The sequence below is a fragment of the Gordonia abscondita genome (genome assembly GCF_032711245.1).
Taxonomy (GTDB): Bacteria; Actinomycetota; Actinomycetes; order Mycobacteriales; family Mycobacteriaceae; genus Gordonia.
The window spans coordinates 237048-251098 of the sequence record NZ_CP128986.1; the positions used below are offsets into that span (position 1 = coordinate 237048).

A 14051-nucleotide genomic window follows, 5' to 3' on the forward strand; every position below is an offset into this window, starting at 1 on the left:
GCATCAGATCCAGGGAGGGATCCATGAGGAGGATCGCCACGTCGGTAGCCGTCGCGGCGTGCATCGCCGTCGCGGTGACCGGCTGCCGTGATAGTGGCGACGGCGCTCACGACGCCGATCCGATCCGGTCGACGTCGACCGCTTTCTCGTCCAGCCCGGTAGCCACTAGCGGGCCCACGAACGGGTCGACTGCTGCCGACGAACTCCCAGCCACCGCGGGCAACGGGAAGTGCGTCGACCCGGCATCGCCGATCGTCACGCAAGCAGTGTCCGCAATCGACTCGTACTACGGTCGCGACTTCGTCGTCGCCAAGGCGACTCCCGCCACCCTCGGCTCGTGCCCGGACCTGCTGTGGGTCGAAGCCGGACTCGCCCGAGGCACAGGGAGTTCACCCGAGCGCATCCTGTTCTTCGATGCGAACGGCTTCATCCGGTACGACACACAGATCAACACCGCGTTCACATCCGTGGTCGGTTCGACGCGCAACACAGTGACCGTCCGCTACCGCTGGCTCAACGGCCAGGACGTCACCGCGAACCCGACCGGCGGACCCGTCGACGTCGTCTACACCCTCTCCGGCCAGAACGTCATCGCCGATCGCACCGTCCCCGATCCAGCGCTCGCACGAGCCGAGGAGACGATTACGACGCCGCCCCCACCGACCACACGGCCGACCGAGCCGTCACAGACCGACGAAGTGGCACCCCCGCCGAGCACGACAAGCCCGACCAAGCCGCCTAGTTCAACGACTACGCCGGGCACGTCCAGCAGCCCTAGCCCGTCGTCGAGTAGGCCGCGCCTGCCGTTCCTGCCTCACCTGCCCACGAAACCTCCCGCACCGACGGCAGCGCCCGACCCGTCGCCCGAGATCGCGCCGTCGGCGGAGAACTAAACGTCCGTCGAGAAGCGGATTCCGCTGTCTGGGATTTGGATCTCCGGCCACACGCGGGCCCCGCGCAGCAGTTCACAGCGTGCGCCAATGGATGCGCGGTCGCCGATGACAGTGTCGCGGACCAGCGCGCCCGCGCCGACGCGCGCGCCGAAGCCAACGATGCTGCGTTCGACCACTGCACCGGCTTCGATGATCGCGCCGTCGAACACGACTGCACCGTCGAGTCGTGCTCGTGCACCGACGGTGGCTCCGCGACCGACGACCGTGCCGCCGATGAGCACCGCACTGCGGGCCACGTCAGCCTCGTCGAGCACGAGGGCTTCGCCGCACTGCTGAGCTATCGCCGGCGACGGAGCGATGCCACGCACCAGGTCCGCGCTGCCTCGCACGAAGTCCTCGGGGGTACCCATGTCGCGCCAGTACGCGGCATCGACGTGCGCGTGGATGTGCCGCCCCTGAGCCAGGAGCGACGGAAAAACTTCGCGCTCCACTGAAACCGGCCGGTTCGACGGGATCTCGCCGATCACGGTGCGGTCGAACACGTACGTGCCCGCGTTGATCTGGTTTGTCGGCGGGTCCTGCGTCTTCTCGAGGAACGCTGTGACGCGGCCGTTCTCGTCCGTCGGCACGCAGCCGAACGCACGCGGATCGTTCACCCGGACTAGGTGCAGCGTCACCTCGGCCCCCGACTCCTGGTGTGTCGTCACGACGTCGCGGATGTCGGTGCCGCCCAGGACGTCGCCGTTGAAGACGAGGATCGTGTCCGCGGTCAACGAGTCGTACACATTGCGGATCCCGCCGCCGGTGCCCATCGGCTGATCTTCGGTCACGTACGTCAGGTTGAGCCCGAGCGACGATCCGTCACCGTAATGCTCTTCGAACACTTCGGCTTTGAACGAAGTCCCGAGGACTACGTCAGTGACGCCCGCTTCGCGGATCCGCGACAGCAGGTGCGTGAGGAACGGCTGCCCGGCCGTCGGGAGCATCGGCTTGGGCGCGGACAGCGTCAACGGACGCAGCCGCGTGCCTTTGCCGCCGACGAGGATCAGTGCCTGAACAGACGGTGCCACAGGGATTTCCTTTCCAGGATTACGTGTCGAATGCGCGTGTGCTCGTCACGCCTATTCGGCGCGACGTCGGTCGCGCAGAGCAGCAGCGACCGCGATCTTCGATCGGACGGCGAGCCCGGCCCGCAGTGCCAGGCGAAGAGGTGCGCGGAGCGGCCCCGGGTTGCGGTCCGCGTTGAAGCGGTACGCGCTCGCATGGTGGGCCGGGATCATCTTTTCGGGATGCTTGCTGACCGAATGGCTCTTGGCATGCAGCACTCGGGCGCTCGGCACGTACACGTTGAGCCAGCCGGCCCGGCCGAAGCGGTCGCCGAGGTCCACGTCCTCCATGAACATGAAATAGCGGGAGTCGAAGCCGTCAACGCCGTCGAACGCGCTGCGCCGCACCAGCAGGCACGATCCCGACAGCCAACCGACGGGACGCTCGGTGAGGCCCGGTTCGTCGTCGCGGTACGCCTTGGTCCACGGGTTGGACGGCCAGACGGCTCCGAGGACGGCGTGTCCGCTGCCCGACACGAGGTCGGGAACCGCGCGCGCCGAGGGATACACCGAACCGTCGAGTTCGGTGACGAGCGGCCCGAGGCTCGCGGCCCGAGGCCAACGTCGAGCGGCGGCGACGAGTTCGTCGAGCGAGCCGGGCGACCACTCGACGTCGGGGTTCGCGATGACGATGAACTCGACGTCCGGGTCCAGTTCGGCGACACCGCGATTCATCGCGCCGCCATAACCGATGTTTCCGCCAGTGTCCACGAGCGTCACGTTGTCGTGTTCGCTAGCCGCCTTCTCGGGCGCACCGTCGGTTGACCCGTTGTCGGCGATCACGACGTGAGGTGTGTGCTGCGTCGCGTCGGAGAGCGTGCGCAGAAAGTTGTGCAGGTAGTCACCGGACGAGTACGTCACGGTCACCACGCCGAAAGGAGCAGTCACCGCGACAGACTAACCCGAAGACGACGCGTCAAGCGCGTCCCCTAGCGCGTCCGGCCAGTCACGCAGCGGAGTCAGCCCCGCTCCCACCCAGCTTGCCGCCGACAGCACCGAGTAGGTCGGACGTGGCGCGGCACGAGGAAATTGATCTGTGCTGCAAGGCTTCACGCGGCTCGGATCGGCTCCGATACCGGCGAAGACAGCGCGAGCGAGATCACACCAGGTGGCTTCGCCGCCGTTGGTCGCATGCAGCACCTCCCCACCGCCCAAACTGCCCGACCGGAGGCTTTCGGCGAGCTCCCACAATCCGCCGGCCAGATCGGGCGCGTACGTCGGCGAACCACGCTGGTCGTCGACGACGGTTACCTCGTCGCGTTCGCCTTCCAGTCGCTGCATGGTCGTGACGAAGTCGCGGACCGGGGGGCGACCGGTGAACACCCAGGCCGTGCGTACAACGACGGCATTCGGGTCGGCACGCAGCACAGCCCGTTCCCCGGCGAGTTTGCTCGCGCCGTAGACAGTCTCGGGCACCGCGTCGGCGGGCAGGTCGGACGGTTCGAGTGGGGACGCCCACGCGGCGCGCGGAAAGACGTAGTCGGTGGAGACGTGGATCAAATGCGCACCGGCAGCCGAGGTGGCCGAGGCGACATGAGCCGGGCCGTCCGCGTTCACCGCGAAGGCGGCGGCGCGCTCGGTCTCGGCTCCGTCGACGTCGGTGAACGCCGCCACGTTGAGCACGATGTCGCCAGTGGTCAGATCGGTCAGCGCCGCATCGACCGAGTCAGGCGAAGAGATGTCGATGTCCGACGAACCCATCGCCACCACTCGGGAGCCGGCAGGGACCGCGTGGGAGGAGAGGACCGCGGTTCCGAGCTGGCCTGCGGCACCGATCACGTAGATCGTCGAAGGATGGTTCACGCCGACCATCGTGCCTCACCGCTCATCGCGCCTCACTGCGAGTGGTGTCGCCCACGCCGGGGCGCGCTTCCCCGACCGGCACCGGACTCGCCAGTATCCTCGGACGGAAGGCGCGTCGAACGGAGCGCGTCGACGACATGCAGTGAAGGGAACGACCGAGGCGTGGATCAGCGACGTGAAGGCGGCGGGGACGAGTCCCACCGCGGGGACACACGCGGTAGCGCCGACGGCACGCCTGCGCGCCCGCGTGCGGACGCGCCGCGTCGACGACCGGCGCCGGTGGACACCGCAGCGCGGCGCCGTCGGACCTCCGACGAGATCCACACGCAGCCCCGCAAGCGGCGGTCGACTGATACGAAGACGTCGAAGGCATCTGCCGGCGAGCGCACGACAGCCGGATCGTTTCGGGACGCGGTGAAGCTGTGGACCACGCGTCCCATCGCGGGGATCGCGCCCAAGCACATCGGTCGGACGGTAGTTGCACTGCTAGCGGTCATCGTCCTGGTCGTGACCGGATTCGGCTGGAGTGAGGTCAATTCGATCCGGTCGTCAGCCACTCAGATCGGCGGACTCGGTCTCGGCGGCGGCGACGACGGCGCGGTGGACGTTCTTCTGGTCGGCACCGATTCACGTAACGACGCGAACGGCAATCCGCTCCCCGAGGATGAACTCAAACGTCTGCGGGTGAGCGGCGAAGTCACGACGAGCACGGACACCATCCTGCTCGTTCGCATCCCGAACGACGGGTCGGCCGCGACCGCGGTGTCGATCCCGCGGGATTCGTACGTGGACGTCCCTGGCCTCGGCAAGAGCAAGATCAACGCCGCGTACGGTGCGACGCGGGAGAACGTCCGCGCGAAGGATGTCGAGGACGGCGCCAGCGAAGCCGAGGCGGAGGAAGCAGGCACCAAGGCTGGGCGGCAAGCGCTGATCAAAACTGTCGGCAACCTGACCGGCGTCACCGTCGACCACTACGCCGAGGTCGGCCTGCTCGGATTCGCGTTGCTCACCGACGCGGTCGGCGGCGTCGAAGTGTGTCTCAAGCACGCGGTCCGGGAACCGTTGTCTGGAGCGCGTTTCCGCAAGGGTCGGCAGACCCTCGACGGCCCGCAAGCGTTGAGCTTCGTCCGGCAGCGGCACGATCTGCCGCGCGGGGACCTCGACCGCATCACCCGTCAGCAGGTCTACATGGCGTCCCTCGCGCAGCGGATCCTGTCGACGCAGACGCTCACCGACACCGGCAAACTCAACGAATTGCAGAACGCGGTGTCGAAGTCGGTGCTCCTCGATGACGGCTGGGACATCATCGGCTTCGCCGAACAGCTCAAGGATCTGACCGGCGGGAACATCAAGTTCGCCACCATCCCCGTCGCCGACGACCAGGCGTGGAGCGATGACGGCACCCAGAGCGTGCTCGGCATCGACCCACCGGCGGTGCACGCGTTCGTGGAGCGTCTGCTGGGCGGCGGCGAGTCGTCGAAGTCGGAGTCGGACAATCCGCGAGCCGATTACACGGTGGACGTCGTGAACGCAGGCACTGTCGAGGGTCTCGCGGGCAACGTCTCACGACTGTTGACTAGCCGGGGCTTCCAGCACGGCGGCACCTCGAACAAACCGATGGACGAGTTCGACTCGCTGGTTTTCGCGAACTCGAAGGACAACGAAGGCGCCAAACAGTTGGTTTCCGACCTCGGCGGCGGCGTCGAAATCCGGGTGGACTCGTCGCTGCCGGAGAACCGACTCAAGCTCGCGCTCACCAACACCTATGTAGGCGCGGGTTCGATCGTCAACACCGGCGACCAAGGCGGTGACGAATCCGGCTCGGACGAGGGAACGTCGTCCGAGCAGTCCACCAAGGCGCCCCCAGTCATCAAGGCCGACCACGATGGCCCGGTCTGCGTCAACTGACCGACGTCGGCGACGATGGTCCTATGACTGACACGTTGGCTGCTCTCGTACTGGGTCGGGTCGCCGACCACGCCCGCCCCCTGTTCACGTTCTACGACGAGGGCACCGGTGAACGCACCGAACTCTCGGCGGCGACCCTCGGGAACTGGGCGGCGAAGATCGCCAACTTTCTCCGCGACGAGATCGGTGTGGCCCCGGGCGACGATGTCCGCGTGGACCTGCCCGAGCACTGGCAGAGTGCCGCCGTACTGCTCGGCACGTGGTGGGCGGGCGCCCGCGTGCTTGTCGGCGACACCGGCGGCGATCCGCGAGTGGTGTTCACGGATGCGGCGCGGCTCGACGCGCACGACGCCGAAGAGATCGTCGTCGTCCCACTTGATCCGTTCGCGATGGGTTCACGGAGTCTTCCGATCGGAGTCAACGACTTCGGCGAGTCGGTGCGCGCCCACGGCGACCGCTACTCCCCTTCCGGAGTAGGTGAACTCGCGCTCGACGATGTGCCGACGGCGTCACTGGCCTCACGTGAATCAGAAGTGGCACCCGGTGAGCGGGTCGTCTCGACCCGCCCGTGGAACACCGCCGATACGATCGCGAACAATCTCTTGGCGCCACTGCTCGCCGGAGCGTCGCTGGTGTGGGTTCGTGGTGCCAACGACGCGCGCGTCGACGCTATAGCCGCGATGGAGAAGGCCGAACGGGTCCTGCGCTAGCCCCGCCTTCCGCTCGGACGCGAACGCGCCGGACGGAGACGCAGGTTCAGCAGACCGTGCTGGTCTGCCGAACGCACGTCCGTCCGGCGCGTTGGATTCCTTCGACAGCTCAGCCGCGGAGCAGCGCGCGAGCCATGACCATGCGCTGCACCTGGTTGGTGCCCTCGTAGATCTGGGTGATCTTGGCGTCGCGCATCATGCGCTCCACCGGGAAGTCAGTGGTGTAGCCGGCCCCGCCGAAGAGCTGGACGGCATCGGTGGTGACCTCCATCGCGACGTCGGACGCCATGCACTTGGACGCCGACGAGATGAAGCCGAGGGGGCCCGCACCGCGCTCGGCACGCGAGGCCGCCGCGTACACCATGAGTCGGGCGGCCTCGACCTTCATCGCCATGTCGGCGATCATGAACTCGACGCCCTGGAACTGGCTGATGGTCTTGCCGAACTGCTTGCGCTCCTTGACGTAGGCGATGGCCGCGTCGAGGGCGCCCTGTGCGACGCCGATGGCCTGCGCGCCGATCGTCGGGCGGGTGTGGTCGAGGGTGGCGAGGGCGGTCTTGAAGCCGGTGCCCTCGTCGCCGATGATCCGGTCTTCGGGAATGGTGCAGTTCTCGAAGTACAGTTCGGCCGTCGGGCTGCCTTTGATGCCGAGCTTGTGCTCGAGCGGTCCGACGGTGAAACCTTCATCGTCCTTGTGGACCATGAACGCCGAGATGCCGTTGGCGCCCTTCTCGGGGTCGGTGACGGCCATGACCGTGTACCACGCCGACTGCCCACCGTTGGTGATCCAGCACTTGGAGCCGTTGATCACCCAAGTGTCGCCGTCCTTGCGGGCGCGCGTCTTCATCGCTGCGGCGTCGGAGCCTGCTTCACGCTCGGACAGCGCATACGACGCCATCGCTTCACCCGACGCGATCGACGGCAGGACTTTAGCCTTGAGCTCGTCCGAACCGGAGAGGATCAGGCCCATCGTGCCGAGCTTGTTGACGGCTGGGATGAGCGACGCGGACACGTCGACGCGGGCGACCTCTTCGATCACGATGCAGGCAGCGAGCGAGTCGGCACCCTGCCCTTCGAACTGCTCGGGCACGTGGACGGCATTGAAGCCATTGGCGACGAGGGCTGCGCGAGCCTCCTCCGGGAAGCGTGCGTTCTCGTCGACGTCCTTGGCGTGCGGCGCGATCTCCTTCTCGCTGAGAGCGCGGATCGCATCGCGCAGTGCCTCATGCTCTTCCGGCAGCTGGAAGAGGTCGAAATCGGGGTTTCCGAACTTGCCCATGGACTACTCCTTTAACCGACATCAGCAATTGTCACTGAGTGCCACTGATTTGGGAACCACCTGAGTTCATCATGGCACTGCGTGCCAAGTCAATCGTTCGCGGACAATGTCAGCTACCTCATCCCGACTGAGATCCGCGCCGTGGGTGACCACCGTGACCGCAGTGGCCTGCGGAGCGCTTCGCCCACTGGGCATCACCGCTGTCGCGTAGATTCGGCGCAGCTCGGCGCGAAGTACCTCGGCGGTGGCCTCCGCGTCGCCGCGGACCATCTGGCGAAGCAGATGGTTGTGCGCACCGGTCACCGCCGCCGCGTAAGCCACCTGCCGAACACGCGGGACACCCGGCAGCCGACGACGCAACGAATCCTCGAAGAGTCGCTGGTACCGATAGGTGGTGACGAGTTCCCGGTCGCGCAGTGCAGGCACCTGGGACACCACTCGATACCGTCTGGTCGCGAGGTCTCGATGCGCGGCGAAGTGCGCGAAGACCTCTTCTGCCGCGACGCAGACCGACCACCACGGGTCGTCGCCCGCCACCTCGGCGGCCTCAAGGTGCTCGGCGACCAGCGACATCAGCTGCTCGTGATCAGCGAAGATGAAGTCTTCTTTGGACCGGAACTGTCGGAACAGGGTGCGGCGTGACACGCCCGCCGCAGCGGCGACGGCGTCGACCGTAGTCGCCTCGTACCCGTGCTCGGCGAACAGTCGGATCGACTCGGCAACGACCTGCATCCGGAATCCCGCCGAGTCGGACTCACCGGTGACTGCGCCCGCACTCATGCCATCAAGTATCCAACTCGACAGCGGTGAGGCAAGCTGGAGTGGTGGAAATCCCTAGCGCCCTCACCGGATTCGACCGCCGCGAGTTCACCCACGAGGCGATCACGCACCACTATTATCGTCTCGGCGAAGGCCCGGCCGTCATCGTGATACCGGAGATCCCCGGCGTGACCCCTAAAGTCACCGAGTTCGCGCGACGCGTCGCCGACGCGGGCTTCACCGTCCTCGTCCCGTCGCTGTTCGGCGTCGACGGCGCCGAACCGAACCCCGACGGACTGTCGGACGTGGCGCGAGCCGGTGCGGGCATGGTCCGCTCCCTGAGCAAGGTCTGCGTAAGCCGCGAATTTGCGATCTTCGCTGTCGGCAAGACGTCGCCGGTCGTGACGTGGCTCCGCGCACTCGGCCGGTCCGCGCACAGCGAATGCGGCGGGCCCGGGATCGGTGCGATCGGCATGTGCGTGACCGGCGGCTTCGCCCTGGGCATGTCGGTGGACGACACGATGCTCGCGCCCGTCCTGTCCCAGCCGTCATTGCCACTCGCTATCACGCCGAACCGTCGCGGCACGATCGACATCTCTCCAGAGGACCTCGCGTGCGTCCGATCCCGCTGCCGAAGCGAGAGTCTGCAGGTGATGGGCGCGCGTTTCGAGGGCGACGTCCTCTCCCCCGGCGGGCGGTTCGACTTCCTCCGACGCGAACTCGGCGACTCCTTCATCGGCGTCGAACTCCCCGACGACTCGGCGAACCCGAGCGGAACGATGCCACCACACTCAGTGGTCACCGAACATCTGATCGACGAACCCGGCCAGCCGACCCACGACACACTCGAACAGATCATCGGGTTCTTTCGGCAGAAGTTGCAGAACACGTGAACGCGCCTCGCGTCGAGGCGAGCGTGCTCGACGACCCGTTCACCGCCGCGCTGCGCGGACCGCAGGCTAGGTTCGCGCGGACACGCGGGAACATCGTCGCGTTCGAGCCCGACGTGTCGGTGTTCTACGGCCATCCGCGCGAGATGACCGACCGGGACTACGCCGACCTCGCCGACTTGACCGGGCGTGGGCGCACCGCGTCGTTACGCGACCGTCGGACTCCGCTGCCCGAACTGTTCGAGGTAGTCGCCACCGTCGACCTGGTGCAGTACCGGGGCGACGCCGTCGCACCCGCGGCAGACCCAGATCTCGTTCGGCTCGGTCCCGCGGACGTACCGGAAATGACCGCGCTCGTCTCACTCACCGAGCCGGGTCCGTTCCTGCCTCGCACCATCGAGATGGGCGTCTACCTCGGCTACCGCGACCCCGTCTCGGGCCTGCTCCTCGCCATGGCCGGTCAACGCTTGGAACTGCCCGGCTGGACCGAGATCAGCGCGGTGTGCACGCACCCCGACGCGCGCGGTCGCGGCCTGGCGCGACGCCTCGTGGCCGCTGTCGCTCAGGTGACGGTCGCCGAGGGCCGCGCACCGTTCCTGCACACGTCGGCCGACAACCCGGCGCGCCGCCTGTACGAGAAGATGGGTTTCACGCTCACCTCCGAGGTGCCCTTGGAGATCCTGCGAGTGAAATGAGGACGTTGTGCACACCTTCGACCATGCCGGACTGACGATCATCGGCGCCCCGATGGCGGGAGGCGTGTCGACGCCCGCTCTGACCGCCGCTGTGTCGGACGCGGGCGGGTTCGGTTTCTACGGCGGGGCCTACTTGTCACCGGACACGTTGACGGCGGCCATCCGCGACATCGCATCGCTCACCTCGCGCCCTTTCGGCGTCAACCTGTTCGTACCCGAACGCGTCGATGTCGATCGCGTCGAGTTCGCCGCCTACCGGGACCGGCTCCGGCCGCTCGCCGAGCGCGTCGGCGTCACTCTGCCGGAGTCGGTGCCGTTCACCGACGACTCGTTCGACGCCAAAGTGGACGTGCTCCTTCGGGAACGTCCGGCGGTCGTGTCGTTCACGTTCGGGCTCCCCGACCGCAGCGTGGTCGAGCGCTTTCACGCGGTGGACGTCGCCGTGTCGGTGACCGTGACCAGTGTGGCCGAGGCTCGCCTCGCCGCCGATGTCGGCGTCGATTCGATATGCGCGCAAGGCTTCTCGGCCGGCGGGCATCGTGCGATGTTCGCCATCGCCGATGCCGATCCGCAGGTCGAGACCCTCGAGCTGGTGCGCGCAGTCGTCGACGAAGTCGGCCTGCCGACCGTCGGCGCGGGCGGCGTCGCGGGGCCGACCGACGTCCGTGCGATCCTCGATGCCGGCGCGGTCGCCGCGCAGATCGGCACGCTGTTATTGCGAACTCCGGAAGCCGGCACCCGCCGGGCGCACCGCGATGCGCTGGGAGACCCTCAGTTCACGACGACTGTCACCACCCGCGCCTACTCCGGTCGCCTCGCCCGCGGCGTGGAGAACGACTTCATCCGCGCCAACACCGACGTGGCCCCGTCCGCCTACCCCCAGGTCAATACGTTGACCGGCGGAATCCGTAAAGCAGCGTCCGACGATCCGCATGTCATCAACCTGTGGGCTGGTACTGGGTTCCGCTCAGCTCAGGCCATCCCGGCGGGCGACGTGGTCCGCGACCTGTCCCGCTGATTCAGCTTCCGCACATACTCCGCACGTACCGTCGGCTTCGTTCTCTGACTCGGACCAAGGAGTATCTGGTGACACTCACACAGGCGCACGAGCAGACCGCGGGCGACGACCTCATCGATGACGACTCGACACCACCGACTGAACAGCGTAGGTCCAGGCGTGGCCTCACCTCGACGGTCGCACTAGTCGGTGTCTTGCTCACAGGTGTCGTCGTCGGCGGTTTCGTCTTCCTCAATACTTCTCCCGTTGTTCGACCGCCTGCCGTGGATCTGAGCCCGGACGACGTCTCGTCGGCGCAGGAGTCGGTGTCGTCAGCGAAGATGTTGATCGACATGATGTCGGCGACGGTCGACGGCGGTACCTCGGGGATCGAGAAGGTGGTGTCGAGCGTCGAGCCGACGTTCGCCTCGATCGACACCGCTGCGAACGCCGCCGATCACATGGTGGCCGGCCTGGCCAAGGCGCCGAACTTGCAGGCCGCGGCGTCGCAGATCCAGTCGCTCGGCGCTTCGGTGTCCCGCAGCCTCAGGCAGGCGCAGTCGCTCGCCGGGTCGGCCCAGGACATCGACGAACTGGTAACGCCGATCATCGACGGCCTCTCACGCAGCGATGTGCCGGGCGCAGACAAGACGATCGAACGACTCAAGTCCCTGCAACGCGCGGCTCGCGACGTCGGCGGACAGCTGGGCGGCCTGGGCACATTGCGTGCCGAGCTGGACAAGGCGACGACCGCAACCGGACCCGCCGCACGAGACGTCGACGCCGCGATCGCGCAGGCCCGTTCCGCGGCATCCGAGCTGAAGGTCGGCCTCGACCGTCTCGCGTCCGCGAAGAGTGACACGCAGAAAGCCGCGGAGTCGATGTCCGACGGCCTCGGGAAGCTCAAGTCCGCGCTCGCCACCGTCTCTAACAATCTGTCGTCCGCCGATGAGTCGCTGACGACCCAGGACGCGCAGCCCGCCTACGTCTACGACCACGCGAACCGGATCGGGCGTGGTGTAACGACCGGCGCAGTCACCGCCCTCGCGATCCTCGCAGCGGCCGGAGCCGTGTGGGGCGTCCTCGCCTGGCGAGGCGCTCGACGCGTCAGCCGCGTACGCGGCTGACGCCGTGTCGCACAGCGGGAGGGATCAGCCGTCCAGGAGAGAATTGCGGAGCTTCTCGTCCTTCTCCAAGACCATTTCTTCCAAGCCGACCTGGAAAGTCTCCATCGCCGACCGGAGTCCGGGGTCGCTCGCGGCGAGGATACGGACAGCGAGGAGTCCCGCGTTCCGCGCGCCGCCGATCGAGACCGTCGCGACGGGGACACCGGCGGGCATCTGGACGATCGACAGCAGGGAATCCATGCCGTCGAGGTATTTGAGCGGGACGGGCACGCCGACCACCGGCAGCGGCGTCGCCGACGCGACCATCCCCGGCAGGTGTGCGGCGCCACCCGCACCGGCGATAATCACCGAGACACCACGTCCAGCGGCGTTCCGCGCATAGTCGAGCATGCGCTGCGGGGTGCGGTGCGCGGAAACGACCCCGACCTCGAACGGGACACCGAACTCGGCGAGCGCCTCGGCGGCGGCCTCCATCGTCGGCCAGTCCGAGTCACTACCCATGATGAGTCCGACACGAGGTCCTTGGGGTGCGGTCATGTGTGCGGTCTCCGATCGTCGGTGATGAGTGCGCGAGCTTCGCCGAAGCCCATCGGCGTGTGAAACCTAGTGCCGTGTGTCGTCGTGCGGATCCCAGCCGTCAGTCCAGATGCCGTGGCTCATCCAGTGGGCGGCTCGCTCGGCGCGCTCGCGGACCGTGTCCACGTCCTCGCCGGGAGCGCCGACGACGTTGACGTGACCGACCTTCCGGTCTGGCCGCTCCCCCTTGCCGTACATGTGGATCTTGGCGTCGGGCATCCGCGCGAACAGGTGGTGCAGACGTTCGTCGACCGACATCTCCGGTGCCTGTTCGGCGCCGAGAACGTTCGCCATCACCACGACCTCCGCGCGGGGCGACGTGTCGCCGAGCGGATAGTCGAGCACGGCGCGCAGATGCTGCTCGAACTGCGAGGTGACTGCGCCGTCCATCGTCCAGTGGCCACTGTTGTGCGGGCGCATCGCTAACTCGTTGACGACGAGCCGGCCATCGACGGATTCGAAGAGCTCCATCGCCATCGCGCCGATCACGCCGAGTTCGTCGGCCAGCCGCAATGCCATCTGCTGCGCCTGCTGCGCGATCTCCGGATCGAGGCCGGGCGCGGGCGCGAGCACCACGGCGCACTGCCCGTTGCGTTGGATGGTCTCGACGACCGGCCACGCTGCACCCTGACCATACGGCGACCGCGCGACCATCGCCGACAGTTCCCTGCGCATCGATACCTTCTGCTCGGCCATCAGGACCGTGTCGCCGCCCGCATGCGCGTCGAACACAGCGAGCGCCTCGTCGTGACCGTCGACAAGCCACACGCCACGCCCGTCATAGCCGCCGCGGACCGCCTTGATCACCACCTGCCAGTCGTTTCGGTCGCCGAAAGCGATCAACTCTTCGCGAGCCGTGGCGACGTCGCCGGACAGGTCGGCGTAGCCGGGCACCGGCAGCCCCATGTCGGACAGCCGGTTACGCATGTCGAGCTTGTCTTGCGCGAACCGCAACGCCTTCGACGGCGGACGCACCGCGACGCCCTCTGCTTCGAGCGCCTCCAGGAGTTCCAACGGGACACCCTCGTGATCGAACGTCAATGCGACCGCGCCTTCGGCCGCCTCGCGCAGGTCGTCGAGGACCTCGTGCGAGCCGAAGACGACGTCGCCGCTCACCTGCGCTGCGGGGTCGGTCGGGCCACTGGCCAAGACCCGCAGGCACTGGCCCAACGCGATCGCGTATTGATGGGTCATGCGGGCCAGTTGCCCGCCCCCGATCATGGTGACAGTCGGCATGCCCGATTCTGTACGGCCCGATTCTGTACAACGCGGTAGCGAACTCACGGCGTCAATGGTGTCATGTCCGAC

14 protein-coding genes are annotated in these 14051 nt (G+C 67.4%); 7 read left to right on the top strand and 7 right to left on the bottom strand.

Features of this window, described 5'->3' with window-relative positions; genetic code table 11:
• Positions 1 to 23 precede the first annotated feature (23 nt).
• Positions 24 to 893: an LppP/LprE family lipoprotein gene (locus tag MP11Mi_RS01095; RefSeq protein ID WP_420040486.1), complete on the top strand. Its 870-nt coding sequence runs from the start codon at positions 24 to 26 to the stop codon at positions 891 to 893.
• On the opposite strand, the gene manB is transcribed toward MP11Mi_RS01095, so the two are convergent.
• From manB to rfbD, 3 genes are read right to left on the bottom strand one after another with little or no spacing between them, the layout of a single operon-like run.
• Positions 890 to 1963 carry a mannose-1-phosphate guanylyltransferase gene (gene manB, locus MP11Mi_RS01100; protein WP_420040487.1) on the bottom strand — a complete coding sequence of 358 codons (1074 nt, stop codon included), beginning with the start codon at positions 1961 to 1963 and terminating at the stop codon, positions 890 to 892. The two genes, MP11Mi_RS01095 and manB, sit on opposite strands and share 4 nt — an antisense overlap.
• Positions 1964 to 2014: 51 nt before the next feature.
• Positions 2015 to 2887, bottom strand: a complete 873-nt coding sequence (locus MP11Mi_RS01105; protein WP_420040488.1) for a glycosyltransferase family 2 protein — start codon at positions 2885 to 2887, stop codon at positions 2015 to 2017.
• Positions 2888 to 2896: 9 nt separating this feature from the next.
• Complete coding sequence (gene rfbD, locus MP11Mi_RS01110) at positions 2897 to 3802, bottom strand: dTDP-4-dehydrorhamnose reductase (protein ID WP_420712823.1); 906 nt, start codon at positions 3800 to 3802, stop codon at positions 2897 to 2899.
• 162 nt (positions 3803 to 3964) lie between these two features.
• On the opposite strand from rfbD, the gene MP11Mi_RS01115 reads away from it, so the two are divergent.
• Together MP11Mi_RS01115 and MP11Mi_RS01120 are read left to right on the top strand one after the other, a co-directional pair.
• Positions 3965 to 5710 (top strand): LCP family protein, encoded by a 1746-nt coding sequence (locus tag MP11Mi_RS01115; RefSeq protein ID WP_420040490.1) that lies wholly within the window; start codon positions 3965 to 3967, stop codon positions 5708 to 5710.
• A gap of 23 nt (positions 5711 to 5733) precedes the next feature.
• Positions 5734 to 6420 (top strand): TIGR03089 family protein, encoded by a 687-nt coding sequence (locus MP11Mi_RS01120; RefSeq protein WP_420040491.1) that lies wholly within the window; start codon positions 5734 to 5736, stop codon positions 6418 to 6420.
• Positions 6421 to 6529: 109 nt separating this feature from the next.
• Here MP11Mi_RS01120 and MP11Mi_RS01125 read toward each other — a convergent pair whose 3' ends face one another.
• Positions 6530 to 7699, bottom strand: a complete 1170-nt coding sequence (locus MP11Mi_RS01125) for an acyl-CoA dehydrogenase (protein ID WP_420040492.1) — start codon at positions 7697 to 7699, stop codon at positions 6530 to 6532.
• A 69-nt stretch (positions 7700 to 7768) separates the two neighbouring features.
• Positions 7769 to 8479, bottom strand: coding sequence for a TetR/AcrR family transcriptional regulator (locus MP11Mi_RS01130; RefSeq protein ID WP_420040493.1), 711 nt, complete (start codon positions 8477 to 8479; stop codon positions 7769 to 7771).
• A gap of 50 nt (positions 8480 to 8529) precedes the next feature.
• Between MP11Mi_RS01130 and MP11Mi_RS01135 the strand changes: the two genes are divergently transcribed.
• The 4 genes from MP11Mi_RS01135 (at position 8530) to MP11Mi_RS01150 (ending at position 12167) form a co-directional block, all read left to right on the top strand.
• Entirely contained in the window at positions 8530 to 9351 is an 822-nt protein-coding gene (locus MP11Mi_RS01135; RefSeq protein ID WP_420041973.1) for a dienelactone hydrolase family protein, read from the top strand.
• Complete coding sequence (locus tag MP11Mi_RS01140) at positions 9348 to 10043, top strand: GNAT family N-acetyltransferase (RefSeq protein ID WP_420040494.1); 696 nt, start codon at positions 9348 to 9350, stop codon at positions 10041 to 10043. Before MP11Mi_RS01135 ends, MP11Mi_RS01140 begins: the two co-directional genes overlap by 4 nt.
• Before the next feature lie 7 nt (positions 10044 to 10050).
• Positions 10051 to 11061, top strand: a complete 1011-nt coding sequence (locus tag MP11Mi_RS01145) for a nitronate monooxygenase (RefSeq protein ID WP_420040495.1) — start codon at positions 10051 to 10053, stop codon at positions 11059 to 11061.
• 68 nt (positions 11062 to 11129) lie between these two features.
• Positions 11130 to 12167: a hypothetical protein gene (locus MP11Mi_RS01150; protein ID WP_420040496.1), complete on the top strand. Its 1038-nt coding sequence runs from the start codon at positions 11130 to 11132 to the stop codon at positions 12165 to 12167.
• A gap of 24 nt (positions 12168 to 12191) precedes the next feature.
• On the opposite strand, the gene purE is transcribed toward MP11Mi_RS01150, so the two are convergent.
• The gene (gene purE / locus MP11Mi_RS01155) at positions 12192 to 12704 is read right to left on the bottom strand and encodes a 5-(carboxyamino)imidazole ribonucleotide mutase (RefSeq protein WP_420040497.1); all 513 of its coding nucleotides are present in this window, start codon (positions 12702 to 12704) and stop codon (positions 12192 to 12194) included.
• 66 nt (positions 12705 to 12770) lie between these two features.
• Entirely contained in the window at positions 12771 to 14036 is a 1266-nt protein-coding gene (locus tag MP11Mi_RS01160) for a 5-(carboxyamino)imidazole ribonucleotide synthase (protein ID WP_420041974.1), read from the bottom strand.
• Between the last annotated feature and the right edge of the window lie 15 nt (positions 14037 to 14051).